The organism is Faecalibacterium sp. (genome assembly GCF_052358865.1).
GTDB lineage: Bacteria > Bacillota > Clostridia > Oscillospirales > Ruminococcaceae > Faecalibacterium > Faecalibacterium butyricigenerans.
Genome location: NZ_DAWCVJ010000044.1, coordinates 7,499 through 21,593, shown reverse-complemented (window position 1 = coordinate 21,593; position 14,095 = coordinate 7,499). Strand labels below are relative to the sequence as shown.

The following is a 14,095-nucleotide window of genomic DNA, read 5'->3' as shown; positions in this document are numbered from 1 at the left end:
AACGCCGTGTGGGTCCGGGGTCGTAGGTGAAATTATCACACAACGACCTTCCCCATTCGCTGCTTTGGGTAAAGTTCCACCGCTTTCATATTTGCAGACTGCACTGGTGGTAATGCCAAGCTTTTCTGCAAGTGCCTGCTGTGTAAGTCCCGCACGCTTTCGGGATTCACGGATAAGGATCGCTGCGCGTGTGGGTTCACGAGACATATCATTCACCTCGACCAAGAATTTTAAAAGCCTACTAACAAATTTATATCATTTTTGAGTATAAATAACAAGAAGTTTCCGTGCACCCGTTGCGATGACCACGAAATTTCTGAAAACGTCCTTATAAAACGCCTTTTGGTCCTGTCCAGCCGACGGCGGCTGGGCGCTCTGCCAAACCGCCAGAGACGGTTGAAAAATTTTGTGCAATTTTCATAGTTTTCTTCACGCTATTTTGGTGGTACAATAGAGGCAGAATCCAAGTAACTTTCAGGAGGAGCCGCATGGCAGAAAAGAGCATTGAATTAGACAGTGTGGAGATCGCAGCCGCCGTATTCGGGAACTGTGACCGAAACATCCGAATGCTGGAGAAGGAGTTCTCGGTAACAGCGGTATGCCGCGGCACGATGCTACGCATCTCGGGCGAACCGGCAAATGTCGCCGCCGCTGCCCGCGCGGTGGAGGGGATGCTTCTCCTTATCGAGAATCACACGCCTCTGGAAGATCAGACGGTGCGCTATTGTCTAAGCCTTGCACACGACGGCGAAGAAAAGCGCGTCCGGGAGCTGACCGAGGACTTTGTGACTGTGACGGTCAAGGGCCGCCCTATCCGTCCCAAGACGCTGGGCCAGAAGGAATATCTCAACGCCATCCGAAACAACGCCATCACATTCGGCGTCGGCCCGGCGGGTACCGGCAAGACCTATCTTGCCGTTGCAATGGCAGTCAAGGCTTTTAAGGCAAAGGACGTCTCCCGCATCGTGCTGACCCGCCCGGCGGTAGAGGCAGGCGAGAAGCTGGGCTTTCTGCCGGGTGACCTACAGCAGAAAGTAGACCCCTATCTGAGGCCTCTGTATGATGGCTTGTTCGATATGCTGGGTGCGGAGACCTACGAGCGTTTGGTAGAAAAGCAGATCATCGAAGTGGCTCCGCTGGCCTATATGCGCGGCCGGACACTGGATGATTCCTTCATCATTCTGGACGAAGCTCAGAATACCACCCCGGAACAGATGAAGATGTTCCTGACCCGTATGGGCGTCGGCTCCAAGGTCGTCGTTACCGGCGATGTCACCCAGATCGACCTGCCCGACCGCACCCGCAGCGGCCTTGTGGACGCATTGCAGGTGCTCAAGGGTGTGAACGGCATCGCACAATGCTACTTTACCGAAAAAGACGTGGTGCGTCACCGTCTGGTGCAGGAGATCATCAAGGCCTACGAGGCAGCAGCACACCCTTCCAAACACTGAGCCAATAAAAACCGGCGGCACGGAACGATACGCAAAAAGCCGGAGCATCCATGGAATAGAATGTAAAACGAAAGGAGCGGACGATTTATGTCCAATAAAGTTTTGATCACCAATTCCCAGAAAGCCATCAAGGTTCCCTCGGGCCTTCGCATCCTCATCCGCCGCGCCTGCAACGCCGTGCTGGAATACGAGCACTTTGATGACCCGGCAGAGATCAGCGTGACCTTCGTGGATAACGCTGCCATTGCCGAGCTGAACAACCAGTACCGCAACAAGCCGATGCCCACCGATGTGCTGAGCTTCCCGCTGGGTGAGAACGGCGTCTATGATGTAGACGAGAACAACGGCTGTAAGATGCTGGGCGACATCGTCATCAGTATGGAGCGCGCACAGGAGCAGGCAACGCTCTACGGTCATCCGCTGCAGAGAGAGGTCGCGTTCCTGACGGTTCACTCGATGCTCCATCTGCTGGGCTATGACCACGAGAACGGCGGTCTGGAAGCCATGCGGATGCGCGAGAAGGAAGAAGCCGTCCTCACGCAGCTGGGCCTGCCCCGCACGGTGAGCTACACGGAATAAAAGACAGGAGTTCTATTTTGAAAAACGAAACACCGATCCAGAGCCATTATGATACATCCTCTGTGTTCGTGGCGGTCATTGGCCGCCCGAACGTGGGCAAATCCAGCCTGACGAACCTGCTGGTGGGGGAGAAGGTGGCCATCGTCACCTCGAAGCCTCAGACCACTCGCACCCGCATCACCGGTGTCATCACCCGTGGGCCGCTGCAGTACGTTCTGCTGGACACTCCCGGTGTGCACAAGCCTCATAACAAACTGGGTAAGCGGATGGATAAGACAGCCAGCGACTCCATCGCCGATGTTGATGTGTCCATGATGCTGTTCGAGCCTTATGGTGCACTGAACGAGTCAGAGATGGTTCTGGTCGAGGCCCTGAAAAAGGGCGGTCCGGCGATCGCGGTCATCAACAAGACCGACCTCGTCAAAGACCCGGCGGACCTTGAGGCCCGCAAGGCGGAGCTGAAAGCGTTGGGCGTGTTCGACGACGTCTATACGGTCAGCGTCCGCGATAACGACCGCTGCGAAGAATTATTCGATGCTCTGAGCCGCTATGCAGTGGAAGGCCCTCACTATTTTGACGATGACGCTTACACCGATATGCCCGAAAAGGAGCTTGTGGCGGAAGTTATCCGGGAAAAGGCACTGCTTTATATGAGGGACGAGATCCCGCACGGCATCGCGGTCGTGGTCGAGCGCTTCAAAGAGCGCCCCGGTACAGATCTTGTGGACATCGACGTGAACATTTACTGCGAGCGAGAGAGCCATAAGGGAATGGTCATCGGAAAGGGCGGCGCGATGCTGAAAAAAATCGCCAGCGCAGCCCGCACCGACTGCGAAGAGTTCCTCGGCTGCCGCGTCAATCTGCAGTGCTGGGTAAAGGTCAAGGCAGACTGGCGTGATAACGAATTCATGCTCAACAACTTTGGCTTCAAGCAGCAGCCCAACCGCTGAGTTCCATAACAGGACAGATTTCCCGGGGATAGCGCAGTACCATAGAGGTGACACTATACCGTATGGAAGGAGCGTTGTCCGATGAAGGTGGAACTCAGCTGGCAGGCTTTTGCCTGCACCGGTGATATTCTGTGTTATCTGGACTACAGGCGGCAGCTTGCCCAACAGCGGCCCGCCGCCCCGGCAGGAGAAAAAACAGATGGATACCATTGTGACGCCGGGCCTTGTCCTGAAGGAGACTCGGTATAAAGAATCAGACCGGATCATCACGCTCTTGACACCGAGGCTGGGCATCATCTCAGCCTCGGCGCAGAGCAGCCTGCGGCTGAAAAGTAAACTGTTCAGCGCCTGCGGGCTTTTTTGTTACTCAGAGTTCGTGCTTGTTCCCGGACGGAATATGTATACGGTACGGGAGGCAGACGTCAAAAATGTCTTTCACGGCATCTCGTCCTCCATCGAGGGGATGAGCCTTGCCATGTATATGGCAGAGATGGCCTCGGCCCTTTCGCCGACCGGAGAGGAGGCAGAAAAGGAACTGCGTCTTCTCCTCAACTGCTTTTACATGATAAGCGAGAAAAAAACAGACCTCAAGGTCATCAAAGCGGTATTCGAGCTGCGCACCATGAGCGAGTGCGGATTTCTGCCTCAGCTGGTCTACTGCCGCGGCTGCGGCACCTACGACGGCCCGGCCTTTTACCTCGACCCGGCGGAAGGCTGCCTGCTCTGCGAGGCCTGTGCTCAGAAGGCAGGGAAGAAGTGCAATCTGGATGCTGGGGCGCTGTTTGCGTTGCGGCATATCTGTCTGGTCGAGGATAAGAAGATATTCGGCTTTCGCATCTCTGTGGGCAGTCTGGCAAAGCTTGCGGCCGTATCAGAACAGTATGCTCTGACACATCTGGACAAGCCTTTGAAGAGCTATGACTTTCTGAGATCTGTTCTGTCGTGAAAAATCAAAAAATCGATTTAGTATAGGGAATTACTATGGAAACAAGTTATTTGAAAACGCTGGAGCTAGACAAAATCATTGCCCGGGCAGCGGAAGGGTGCGTGTGCAAGGAGTCGCGCGAAAAGCTCCTTGCGCTCGAGCCTCAGTGCGACCCCGATGAAGTGCGGTATGCGTTGGAACAGACCGACGCCATCAACTCGTTGCTCATCAAGAATGGTTCGCCCCGTTTCGGCGGGGTAGAGGGTGTCAGTCAGCTGGCAGCCCGCGCAGTCAAGGGTGGCGTCCTCTCGATGGGAGAGCTTCTGATGGTCGCAGGCGCACTCCGCAACTTCCAGAACCTCGTCAGCTGGTATGGTTCCTCGGAGCACGACGCCCTACCGACCGATGATCTGTTCTACGCGCTGGCCCCTCAGCCCGGCTTGGAACAGCAGATCTCGAGCGCCATCCTTGCGCCGGATGCAATGGCAGATACGGCCTCGCATACCCTGAACGACCTGCGCAAGAAGATCCGTGCAACGGAAAACAGCATCCGCGACCGTCTGGAAAGCATGGTCCGCAACATGGACACTTCCAAGTATCTGCAGGAAAGCGTCGTCTCCATCCGGAATGGCCGTTATGTCGTGCCCGTCAAGAGCGAGTATCGCGGTGAAGTAAGCGGCATCATCCACGATGTCTCGTCCACTGGCGCGACCGTTTTCGTTGAGCCGCAGGCCGTCGTGGAGGCGAATGCGCGCATCCTGCAGTACCGCGCACAGGAAGCGCAGGAGATCGAGCGCATCCTTGTGGCATTCACCGGTCAGGTCGCAGCCATCGAGCCGCAGTTCCAGTATAGCTACAAGGCAATGCTGGAGATCGACGTCCTGCTGGCAAAAGCCCGCCTTGCGCTGGACATGAAGGCGTTCAAGCCCACTGTCCGTACAGACGCCTCTTTCTCCCTCATTCGGGCGAGACATCCGCTCATCGATGCAAAAAAATGTGTGCCTGTCGATATTTCACTGGGCAGGGACTACGATTCGCTCATCATCACCGGCCCCAACACCGGCGGCAAGACTGTCACACTGAAAACGGCAGGTCTGCTTTGTGCAATGGCGCAGTGCGGCTTCCTCATCCCGGCGGATGAGCGCAGCGAGGTCTGCGTCTTTGATGAATTTCTTGTGGACATCGGCGATGAGCAGAGCATCGAGCAGAGTCTGTCTACCTTCTCTGGTCATATGAAGAAGATCACCGGCATCCTCGAGCTTGCCATGCCCCGCACGCTGGTGCTTCTGGACGAGCTGGGTGCAGGTACCGACCCGGCGGAGGGCGCGGCGCTGGCGGTTGCAATCATCGAAGAACTGCGCCGCCGCGGCGTGCTTCTGATGGCGACCACTCACTACGCAGAGCTGAAGGTGTTCGCTCTCGAGACAAAGGGAGTCGTCAACGCCAGCTGCGAGTTTGATTTGGAGACGCTGCGCCCGACCTATAAGCTCAGCGTGGGCGTGCCGGGCAAATCCAACGCCTTCCTCATCAGCGAAAAGCTTGGCATTCCGGAGCGGGTCATTGAGGCAGCCCAGCAACATCTTTCGGCAGAAGACAAGCGTCTGGACGCCGTTCTGGGCCAGCTGGACGATCTGAAGCTGCAGCTCAAGGCCAGTCAGGACGAGGTCGAGGGCCTGAAGAATGAGGCTGCACATCAGCTGGATGCTGCCCGTCAGAAGCGCGACGAACTGATCCAGCAGGGTGAAAACGAGCTGGAAGCTGCCCGTGCCAAGGCCCGTGCACTGGCGCAGGAGGTGGAGAGCAAAGCCTACGCTTTGACCGATGAGCTGCGCCAGCTCCAGAAAGACGAGCGGATGAACAACCAGCAGAAAGCACAGCGTGCCCGCGAGATTGCCAAGAAAGAGTCCGAGAAGCTCTTTATGGGCACGGAGGTGGTGCATAACCCCGTCAAGGAGTTCGTGCCGCTGAAGGAGGTCAAAGTAGGGCAGGAGGTCTGCATTGCAGAGCTGAATCAGCTGGCTACGGTGCTCTCGCTGCCGGATAAAAACGGTGATGTGCTGGTGCGTGCCGGTATCATCAAGACCAAAGTGCCGCTCAAGGGCCTCAAGCAGCCGGAAAAGCTGGTCAAGGAGGCGAAGCCTCAGACCAAGGCCCAGCAGCGCTACTCCCGCCTGACCGGCGATGCCAATCGTCCCAACGGCAGGGTAGAGAGGGTACAGCGCACCGCAAAAATGGAGTGCAACCTGCTGGGTCTCACGGTGGACGAGGCTCTGCCGGAGGTGGATTCCTTCATCGATCGCGCTATCCTGAACGGACAGACTGTGGTGTATCTCATCCACGGCAACGGCACCGGCGCACTGCGTACCGCAATCCACAAGCATCTGCGAGGCAATCGGATGGTCAAGAGCTTCCGTCTGGGCCGTTATGGCGAGGGTGAAAGCGGCGTCACTGTCGTTGAGCTGAAGTAAAGCAATGGCAGCCGGACGTTCAAATCCAAAACACACCCGCCGAAGAAAACAGCGCGGCCCATCTGCCGCGACGGTCATCAGCCTTCTGGTGTGTGTCGTCTGCTTTGGTGCAGCATTTCTGCTCTGGAATGCTGCGCTGTCTGGTGCAGACAGGAATGAGACAGGGGAGGCTTTTCGGCCTGTCGTTGGCGACCCGCCTTATCGGGTCTGTATCGATGCCGGGCATGGCGGAAGTGACCCGGGCGCAAGGGGAGTCGTTGAAGAAAAAGAGATGACGGCTCAGACGTCTGAGGCACTGCTTACGCTGCTGGAGGCTGATCCCAATTACATCCCTCTGCGTTCCCGGGAACGCTATGACATTACTGCAAAACCCAGCGAGAGGGCAGAGTCCATCAACGCCCAAAGCCCGCAGCTGCTTCTCTCCATCCACGGCAATTCAGCGCCGGAGGGTTCTGCCGCGTCGGGCTTTGAGTGTTATCCGTCCGTTCCGGGCCGTACATGGCATCAGGAAAGCTACTACTTTGCCCAGCAGCTGGCGCAGGGGATGGGGGCCGCAGGCGCAAGGCTGCGCGGCCACGGCGGCATCCGATACATCTATTATCAGGGAGAGGCAAAGCAGCTTGTAGAGAGCACCTACACCGAGGTGAGAGGTGAGCGAAGCTTTACGCTGCTGGAAGATGTAAACTGTCCGGCCGTTCTGGCAGAACAGTGCTTTGTGACCAGCGAAGAAGATGTGGCACGGTTCGGCAGTGAGGACGGCTGTAAAGCCGTGGCGCGGATCTACTATGAAGCCATCTGTGCATACTTTGGGACACAGCCGTTGGATACGCCGCAGTCATAGGCCGGATGTTCTGAGCAGCCCGAATTACCGTGCCTATTCAAAAGGGGAATCATTTCCAGAAAAGTAAATCAGAGAAAAGGCTCAGAGGCCTCCGAAACCTGCGTCATCAGAAGAAGGCAGGAGAAGGGGGCCTCTGTTTTTGAAATTTATATCATTTCGTATAATGCAGGTTATACGAAATATAGGGGAGCGAAAAAGCCCTCTTTTCCGGATTTCGAGCCTTTCCGGCGGCTTCTGAGCCTTCTGGACTGGCTGGAGCGTTTTTTCGCATTTGGCACAGTTATGTTATTTAACGCAACCGCAATGCAGCATTTTATATGTTTCTTGCAGTCTTTATAATCGTCCGGTCTCTCGCAGAATCTTTTCCAGCTCTAATGTCCAGCACTTCGCCGCTCGATTCGGATGCGGCATACTCACAACGAGCGTTTCTTTTTCCGAACAGACTGAATCGCTCGTATAATACCATAACGCTGTCTGTCCATTGGGCTTGACCCACTCGGCGTCATCCGCAAGTATCTCATCGTGCAGAATGTTCGACACCAGCCCCCAGCCGCCGGGCCGCCGGTCAGAATAATATCGGGTTCATATAATTGTATCTGACGTTTCAGCCGGTCCGCATCCTGCCGGGCGGCCTGCCGCACCGCTTTTGAGCTTGCGATGGCACCGCCCGGACACTTTTTCAGATTTGCCACAGCGATGTTCCGCACCATATCGTCCAGCGAAGATTTTGGAACAAATTTCCAGTATGTACCGTTCAAAATCATATTTGCCCAGCGTGCGACATTATTCCACGTCCGGTAGTAAGTTTTGCTTCCACCATGAGAAAGGAACTCCACAAGGCTTCCGCTCAGAGCATTCGTTTCCTTCAGTAGCACAACGATATGCTTTCCATCCGGGAGTGCCATCCAGCGCTCATAGTCCACGATGCCGTCGGCGTTAAAGCAGCACAGCTGCACAGAGGACGCCGACCATTCTGCCATCATCATAGCCTCGTCGCGCCGAAGCTGCTGTATCTGCTCAGATGTCATCATTTGTCGGTACTCTCCGTATTCGCAAGGCTCGACACATCTACCCGGAAGCCCTCCTGCGCGGCGCCCTCAAAGGCCTCCATCGGGCCGTCCGGTGCTTCATTTTCAGCCTCATCCGATGAAGGAGCGGCAAATTCCCCTCTGCTCTCCCCTGCCTTCTTTGACGTTGTATCCAAACGTGCCTTTTTGACCTCGCCCAGCGGGTTCTGCTCAATGGCCGCACGCACCTGAAATTCCTGCAGGTGCGTATAGATCTGGGTCGTGCCGACACTGCTGTGGCCCAGAAGCTGCTTGAGGGTCAGGATGTCCACGTTTCCGGTCTGATACATCAAAGTCGCAGCTGTGTGACGGAGTTTATGCGTCGAAAAACCGCGCAGACCCGCCGCTTTCATCGCCCCTGTCACCAGCTGCTCTACCCTGCGGTTGGAAATACGCTCTTTGCGCCGCCGGGTGATAAAGACCGCTCTTTCCTTGGGGTTCAGGCCTTCCATCGTGTTGCGTTTGTTCAGATAGATTTGCAAGGCCTCAATGCAGGCATCGTTCAGATAGACCATCCGCTCCTTGTGGCCCTTACCGAACAGACGAATCTGCCGCTGTTCCATGTCGATGTCACCGAGATCCATCCCCACAAGTTCCGAAAGACGCATTCCACAGTTCAAAAAGAGCACCACCATACAGTAATCTCTCTCGGGAAAATCGCTCTGGGTCTGGGTGCTTTCCAGTAAGTCCATCGACTGTTCTGCGGTCAGATATTTGGGCAGGACTTTATCCTGCTTGGGCGGCTTGATGGAGGCTGTGGGATTCTCTTTGAGCAAATCGACCTGATTGACCAGATAATCATAAAAGCCATGGAGACTGGCCAGCCGCCGGGCCGTCGAAGATTTTTTGTTGCCGCATTCCCGGTTCAGAAAATACAGGTATTCGTAGACGTCTTCCTTGGTCACGCTGCCCCAGAATGCCGTATCAAGGCCCTTGGGGTCAATGTCCTTGATCTCGGCGTTCTCTGCTGCAAGGCCGCGCCGACGCTTCATAAAGCGGCTGAAATTGCGCAGGTCGCAATAGTAGCTGAAGGCTGTATTCGGGCTTTTGCCTGCGATGACTTCCAGATAGCGTACATACGCGACGATGTCCGGCGAGGCATCATCAAAGGGTTTGTGTTTTTCGGGGTTTTTCTCATCCAGATAGATCGACATAGCTTCCTCTTCTTATCATTACAGACGATCGGATTTCAGGGCACGGATGGCGTCCGAGATATAGGCGGCTCCCACCAGCTTCATGCCGGGATAGTCGGCGGCATTGAGGTGCGACAGGCTGTGTTTGGGTACAACGGCGCGCTCAAAGCCGATGCGCTCAGCCTCCCGCAGACGCTGCTCCAGATTCGGCACACTGCGTACCTCACCGCCAAGGCCGACTTCGCCGATGGCGATGAGCTTATCGCTTACCGGGCAGTCCAGAAGCGACGATACCATACTCAGGCAGACCGCAAGGTCGCAGGCAGTGTCCCGCAGCGTGATGCCGCTGACGATGTTGATATATACATCCAGATTGCCGAAGAAGTAGCCTGCACGTTTTTCCAGCACAGCGATGAGCAGGTTCATGCGGTTATAATCATAGCCGCTGCAGGCCCGCCGGGGGGCCGGGAAATTCGTTTTGGTCGCAAGGGCCTGTATCTCGCTGAGGATGGGGCGGCTTCCCTCCATCGTACAGGCCACACAGTTGCCGGAAACCCCCAGCGGACGGCCTTCCAGAAGCATCTGAGACGGATTTTCGATCTCCTCAAGGCCCTGCCCCGTCATATCGAACATTCCCAGCTCATTCGTCGAGCCATAGCGGTTCTTCGCGGCCCGCAGGATGCGGTATGGGAGCATCTTGTCTCCCTCAAAGTAAAGCACCGTATCCACAATGTGCTCCATGACCTTCGGGCCGGCAATGGCACCGTCCTTGTTGACATGGCCCACGATGAACATCGGAATCTCCTGCTTTTTGGCGACAGCCAGCAGACGGGCCGCACTCTCTTTCACCTGACTGACTGTGCCAGCAGAAGAGGAGATGTCCATGCACCGCATCGTCTGGATGGAGTCGATGACCACAAGCTCGGGCTTTTCCTTCTCGATAAGACCACAGATCTCGTCTACATCGTTTTCGGCGGCCAGATAGATATTGTCCTGCGGGACCTTCAACCGGGCCGCACGCAGCTTGACTTGGCGGACAGACTCTTCGCCTGTGATATACAGCACGGTGTGTTGGTTGGAGATGGCACCGCAGAGCTGCAGCAGCATGGTGGATTTGCCCACGCCCGGCTCACCACTCAGCAGCACGACGCCGCCCAGCACGATACCGCCGCCCAGCACGCGGTCAAGCTCGGAGATGCCGGTCAGAATGCGGCTCTTCTCCTCGGTGGTACTGATGTCAGCCAGCCGCTTTGCGGTCAGTGATGTGACGCCCTCCTGACGGACAGGGGCAGCCGCCTTGCCTCCGGTAAGACCGGCTTTAGGTGCCTCAGCGACCACATCCTCGTTCATGGTATTCCAGCTGCCACAGCTCGGGCAGCGGCCCATCCAGCGGGGGCTTGTCTCTCCGCAGTTGGAGCAGACATATACGGTTTTCAGTTTCGGTTCTTTCATTCTGGACTCTCCAATGTCGTGCTGTTTGCATTACTTTTATATACTTGTATTATCATACCACATCCGGCCCGGAGCCGCAAGAAAACCAGCCGCTTATCCGGCCTGCATCAGACGATTTGCGAGGCACACAAGCCCGGTGGCTGCGCCGCAGAGCGGGCAGAGGCAGACGGTCAGCACGGCAAACTGTCCTACCAGAAGCTGTGCCCCTGCGGTATGGGGAATGCCGCCCCCCTTCCCGCCTCTCCCGAAGGAAAAGGCGTGGATGCGGCTGCTGACCTGTAGGGCGGATGCACCGAAGAGGCAGAGTGCCCCAGCCGCCAGAGCCGTCGGCAGACTGGCAGTAAGCAGGAATAAAACAAGCTGCTTTCCGCCAAGGCCTGTCAGAAGCTGTGCCGAGAGCAGACCTGAGCCTGTCCCATATAGCATCGCAAATAAAAAGATGGGCAGAGGCCCTACGGCAGAAAGCCCCAGCAGAAGGAACACCGCCGCTGCGCCAAGAACGACAGCCAGTTCTGTCCCAAACAACCCCACGGCCTGCAGCGTGCTGGACGCCGCAAATGCACTGCGCCAGCAGCTCAGATAATAGGCCAGCGTCTCCATCTCTTCGGCATCACACAGCGCCTGCAGGATGCCCGCCATCAGCGTGCCGAAGAGATAAGCCGCCGCCAGCAGGATGCAGTCCCGGCTGGCTCGAAAGCGCTTCCGCCGGGGTATCTCCTTTTGCGGCGGCTCCGGCGTATGGCTGGTCTGATCTGCTTCTTTCATAGGGAGCGGCTCCCTCTCCGGCAATCGCGGCACAAGTGCATCTGCTTCTGTTTTTGTTTCCTGATAGACCCACATCGTGTCTTTACCCTCCTGATCTCGTTGTGTATGACCGCTGTAGCGTCTGGCCAGCATTCAGCGCCGCCTGTGCTCTGCACGCAGCATTCCGAAAATACCGCCCAGAACGCCCATCAACAGGACAAGCCCGGCCCGGACGAACTGCATCGTCCCCCACTCACTCTGGTACAGTGTGCCCAGAAGAAATAGCAGCCCCACAAAAAGTGCACCCTCTGCCGCTCCCCAGACAAGCCCTTTTCCTTTCTGCAAGAGCGCCATCAGCAGACCGCTGAGAAAGCTGCCGAGGCAGACTGCCGCAGTGGCAAGCGGTGCCGCCGCGTCCTGCGTCAAACCTTGTTGGACCATCAGCCAGCCGGATCCCGCCAGACCTCCGGCTGCTGCCGCACTGCCCAGCCCGAAAACCGCCAGCAGCCCCACCGCCGGAAATTTCTTTGTATCAGACATAAAAACGCGCCTCCCTGCACCTACTGTATGCAGGAAAGCGCGTTTAAAGCACGGATCCGGGAAATTATTATTTCTTGGGGGCGTTGTCCATGTTCAGCTTCTCGACGGAGCTGATAGCGTTCTTCGTGAAGCGGATCTTCACGCGGTCAGCACCGGTTTCCAGCACGAAGGTGTCGTCCTTGATGGCGACCACACGGCCGATGATGCCGCCGATGGTGGTGACCTGATCGCCGATCTCCAGAGAAGAGCGCATTGCTGCGTCCTTCTTCTCCTGCTTCTTCTGGGGACGATAGATCATGAAGTAGAGCATCACCAGCATCAGCGCCAAAGTAAAGAAGAGGCTGATGTAGCTTTCGGTCGTAGTCAGAAATTGCATGGGGCAAAATCTCCTCTCAAATTCATATGACCTTATTATACGCGCTTATCCGGCACGTTTCAAGGCCAAATCTCAAATTCGTGTGTCGAGCAGCTTGACATAGCGGTCGTGGAAGGCTGTAAAGGTGCCTGCATCCAGCTCATCGCGGATCCGCTCCATCAGATGATTGTAGAACCAGAGGTTGTGCATAACAGCCAGACGCATCCCCAGAAGCTCCTCTGCCTTGAACAGGTGGCGGATATAGGCACGGGAGTAGTTGCGGCAGGCCGGACATCCGCAGGCGGGGTCGATGGGGCGCTCATCCCGCTCGTACTTGGCGTTCTTGATATTGATGATGCCTCCCCATGTGTTCAGGTGGCCGTGGCGGGCGTTGCGGCTGGGCATGACGCAGTCAAAGAGGTCCACGCCCCGGGAGACAGCCTCGATGATGTTGCCGGGGGTGCCCACGCCCATCAGATAACGGATCTTGTCCTTGGGCATATACGGCTCGACTTCGCTGATCATTTCGTACATCACATCGGTAGGCTCACCCACTGCGAGGCCGCCAATGGCATAGCCATCGAGGTCAAGGTCAGCGATCTGCTTCATGTGCTCCACGCGCAGGTCGGCGAAGGTGCAGCCCTGATTGATGCCGAAGAGCAGCTGGTCGGGGTTGACCGAGATGCCCTCATGCTTCAGGCGGGCCATCTCGGCCTTGCAGCGCTTGAGCCAGCGGGTGGTGCGCTCACAGCTTGCCTTGGAGTAGTCGTGCTGGGCAGGGTTCTCCACACACTCATCAAAAGCCATTGCGATGGTAGAGCCGAGGTTTGCCTGGATCTGCATGCTCTCCTCCGGCCCCATGAAGATACGGTGACCGTCGAGGTGGGATGCGAAGGTCACCCCCTCCTCGGTGATCTTGCGCAGCTTGGCGAGGCTGAACACCTGAAATCCGCCGCTGTCGGTGAGGATGGGTCCGTTCCAGCGGGTGAACTTGTGGAGGCCGCCCATCTCAGCCACCAGCTTGTCGCCGGGACGCAGATGCAGATGGTAGGTGTTGCAAAGCATGACCTGTGCACCGATGTCCTTCAGGTCGTGAGCGGACAGACCGCCCTTGATCGCGCCAGCGGTCGCAACATTCTGGAATGCGGGCGTCTGCACCGTGCCGTGCACAGTCTTGAACTCACCCCGCCGGGCGTTGTGCTCCTGCTTGAGCAGCTTGTAGGTCGTCAAAGAAGGCATAATGTTTTTCCTTTCTGCGCACGGAAAACAGCCGTGCATCCTGTGCCGCGTGGTCAGGCGGCAGTGTTCAGAAATCGTCAGAGTGTTTATATACAGCAAAAAAGCCCCATGTGGGGGCTTTTTATTCGGTGTAGCGCCGCGTATCTATTTTAACAGATGCTTACCGATAATGCAACTGCTTTTTGGCTGGAATCAGTGCCCGTACGTAAAGCTCACCCCGGCAAAGTTATCTGCGGTCAAGACGTAGACTTTGTTGTCCTGCGCTCCATTGACAAGCAGCTTGGCCTCTTCCCAATTTAGGGTCCTTTTTGATTTGCATTTCGAAAAACTTCTCGGGAAATGGGGGTAATC

Annotated in this window: 14 protein-coding genes; 6 read left to right on the top strand and 8 right to left on the bottom strand. The window is 56.5% G+C overall.

Annotation, left to right across the window (positions count from 1 at the left end):
* Nucleotides 1-207 (bottom strand): helix-turn-helix domain-containing protein (locus tag ACT8X9_RS08395; RefSeq protein WP_444268704.1); only part of this gene is annotated, 207 nt, incomplete at its 3' end.
* A gap of 281 nt (nucleotides 208-488) precedes the next feature.
* Between ACT8X9_RS08395 and ACT8X9_RS08390 the strand changes: the two genes are divergently transcribed.
* The 6 genes from ACT8X9_RS08390 (at nucleotide 489) to ACT8X9_RS08365 (ending at nucleotide 7,214) form a co-directional block, all read left to right on the top strand.
* Nucleotides 489-1,451, top strand: coding sequence for a PhoH family protein (locus ACT8X9_RS08390; protein ID WP_227620846.1), 963 nt, complete (start codon nucleotides 489-491; stop codon nucleotides 1,449-1,451).
* A gap of 87 nt (nucleotides 1,452-1,538) precedes the next feature.
* Entirely contained in the window at nucleotides 1,539-2,030 is a 492-nt protein-coding gene (gene ybeY, locus ACT8X9_RS08385; protein ID WP_015564134.1) for an rRNA maturation RNase YbeY, read from the top strand.
* Between the two features lie 17 nt (nucleotides 2,031-2,047).
* The gene (gene era, locus ACT8X9_RS08380; protein WP_227620847.1) at nucleotides 2,048-2,980 is read left to right on the top strand and encodes a GTPase Era; all 933 of its coding nucleotides are present in this window, start codon (nucleotides 2,048-2,050) and stop codon (nucleotides 2,978-2,980) included.
* Nucleotides 2,981-3,179: 199 nt separating this feature from the next.
* Nucleotides 3,180-3,926 carry a DNA repair protein RecO gene (gene recO, locus ACT8X9_RS08375; protein ID WP_444268703.1) on the top strand — a complete coding sequence of 249 codons (747 nt, stop codon included), beginning with the start codon at nucleotides 3,180-3,182 and terminating at the stop codon, nucleotides 3,924-3,926.
* A gap of 35 nt (nucleotides 3,927-3,961) precedes the next feature.
* Entirely contained in the window at nucleotides 3,962-6,373 is a 2,412-nt protein-coding gene (locus tag ACT8X9_RS08370; RefSeq protein WP_444268702.1) for an endonuclease MutS2, read from the top strand.
* A 4-nt stretch (nucleotides 6,374-6,377) separates the two neighbouring features.
* Entirely contained in the window at nucleotides 6,378-7,214 is an 837-nt protein-coding gene (locus ACT8X9_RS08365) for an N-acetylmuramoyl-L-alanine amidase family protein (protein WP_444268701.1), read from the top strand.
* Between the two features lie 413 nt (nucleotides 7,215-7,627).
* On the opposite strand, the gene ACT8X9_RS08360 is transcribed toward ACT8X9_RS08365, so the two are convergent.
* The 7 genes from ACT8X9_RS08360 to tgt all read right to left on the bottom strand — a co-directional run bounded on the left by ACT8X9_RS08360 (nucleotide 7,628) and on the right by tgt (nucleotide 13,744).
* On the bottom strand, nucleotides 7,628-8,245 hold the full coding sequence (locus ACT8X9_RS08360; RefSeq protein ID WP_444268700.1) for a hypothetical protein: 618 nt from the start codon (nucleotides 8,243-8,245) through the stop codon (nucleotides 7,628-7,630).
* Nucleotides 8,242-9,435 carry a tyrosine-type recombinase/integrase gene (locus ACT8X9_RS08355; protein ID WP_444268699.1) on the bottom strand — a complete coding sequence of 398 codons (1,194 nt, stop codon included), beginning with the start codon at nucleotides 9,433-9,435 and terminating at the stop codon, nucleotides 8,242-8,244. The genes ACT8X9_RS08360 and ACT8X9_RS08355 overlap by 4 nt, the downstream gene beginning before the upstream one ends.
* Nucleotides 9,436-9,453: 18 nt before the next feature.
* Entirely contained in the window at nucleotides 9,454-10,800 is a 1,347-nt protein-coding gene (radA, locus tag ACT8X9_RS08350; protein ID WP_412591768.1) for a DNA repair protein RadA, read from the bottom strand.
* A gap of 159 nt (nucleotides 10,801-10,959) precedes the next feature.
* Entirely contained in the window at nucleotides 10,960-11,631 is a 672-nt protein-coding gene (locus tag ACT8X9_RS08345) for a hypothetical protein (RefSeq protein ID WP_444268698.1), read from the bottom strand.
* Nucleotides 11,632-11,763: 132 nt separating this feature from the next.
* A complete protein-coding gene (locus ACT8X9_RS08340; RefSeq protein WP_444268697.1) occupies nucleotides 11,764-12,150 on the bottom strand; it encodes a TIGR04086 family membrane protein in 387 nt (128 codons plus the stop codon).
* A 67-nt stretch (nucleotides 12,151-12,217) separates the two neighbouring features.
* Nucleotides 12,218-12,526, bottom strand: coding sequence for a preprotein translocase subunit YajC (gene yajC / locus ACT8X9_RS08335; RefSeq protein ID WP_227620856.1), 309 nt, complete (start codon nucleotides 12,524-12,526; stop codon nucleotides 12,218-12,220).
* 72 nt (nucleotides 12,527-12,598) lie between these two features.
* Nucleotides 12,599-13,744, bottom strand: coding sequence for a tRNA guanosine(34) transglycosylase Tgt (tgt, locus tag ACT8X9_RS08330; protein ID WP_227620857.1), 1,146 nt, complete (start codon nucleotides 13,742-13,744; stop codon nucleotides 12,599-12,601).
* Nucleotides 13,745-14,095: the final 351 nt, after the last annotated feature.

What these genes read in the sequence shown, in the direction of transcription:
- recO (WP_444268703.1), top strand. Translation starts at nt 3,180, where the DNA reads ATGGATACCATTGTGACGCCGGGCCTTGTCCTGAAGGAGACTCGGTAT.
- yajC (WP_227620856.1), bottom strand. Translation starts at nt 12,526, where the DNA reads ATGCAATTTCTGACTACGACCGAAAGCTACATCAGCCTCTTCTTTACT.
- ACT8X9_RS08370 (WP_444268702.1), top strand. Translation starts at nt 3,962, where the DNA reads ATGGAAACAAGTTATTTGAAAACGCTGGAGCTAGACAAAATCATTGCC.
- ACT8X9_RS08345 (WP_444268698.1), bottom strand. Translation starts at nt 11,631, where the DNA reads ATGAAAGAAGCAGATCAGACCAGCCATACGCCGGAGCCGCCGCAAAAG.
- ACT8X9_RS08360 (WP_444268700.1), bottom strand. Translation starts at nt 8,245, where the DNA reads ATGATGACATCTGAGCAGATACAGCAGCTTCGGCGCGACGAGGCTATG.
- radA (WP_412591768.1), bottom strand. Translation starts at nt 10,800, where the DNA reads ATGGGCCGCTGCCCGAGCTGTGGCAGCTGGAATACCATGAACGAGGAT.
- tgt (WP_227620857.1), bottom strand. Translation starts at nt 13,744, where the DNA reads ATGCCTTCTTTGACGACCTACAAGCTGCTCAAGCAGGAGCACAACGCC.
- ACT8X9_RS08340 (WP_444268697.1), bottom strand. Translation starts at nt 12,150, where the DNA reads ATGTCTGATACAAAGAAATTTCCGGCGGTGGGGCTGCTGGCGGTTTTC.
- ybeY (WP_015564134.1), top strand. Translation starts at nt 1,539, where the DNA reads ATGTCCAATAAAGTTTTGATCACCAATTCCCAGAAAGCCATCAAGGTT.
- ACT8X9_RS08390 (WP_227620846.1), top strand. Translation starts at nt 489, where the DNA reads ATGGCAGAAAAGAGCATTGAATTAGACAGTGTGGAGATCGCAGCCGCC.
- ACT8X9_RS08365 (WP_444268701.1), top strand. Translation starts at nt 6,378, where the DNA reads ATGGCAGCCGGACGTTCAAATCCAAAACACACCCGCCGAAGAAAACAG.
- ACT8X9_RS08355 (WP_444268699.1), bottom strand. Translation starts at nt 9,435, where the DNA reads ATGTCGATCTATCTGGATGAGAAAAACCCCGAAAAACACAAACCCTTT.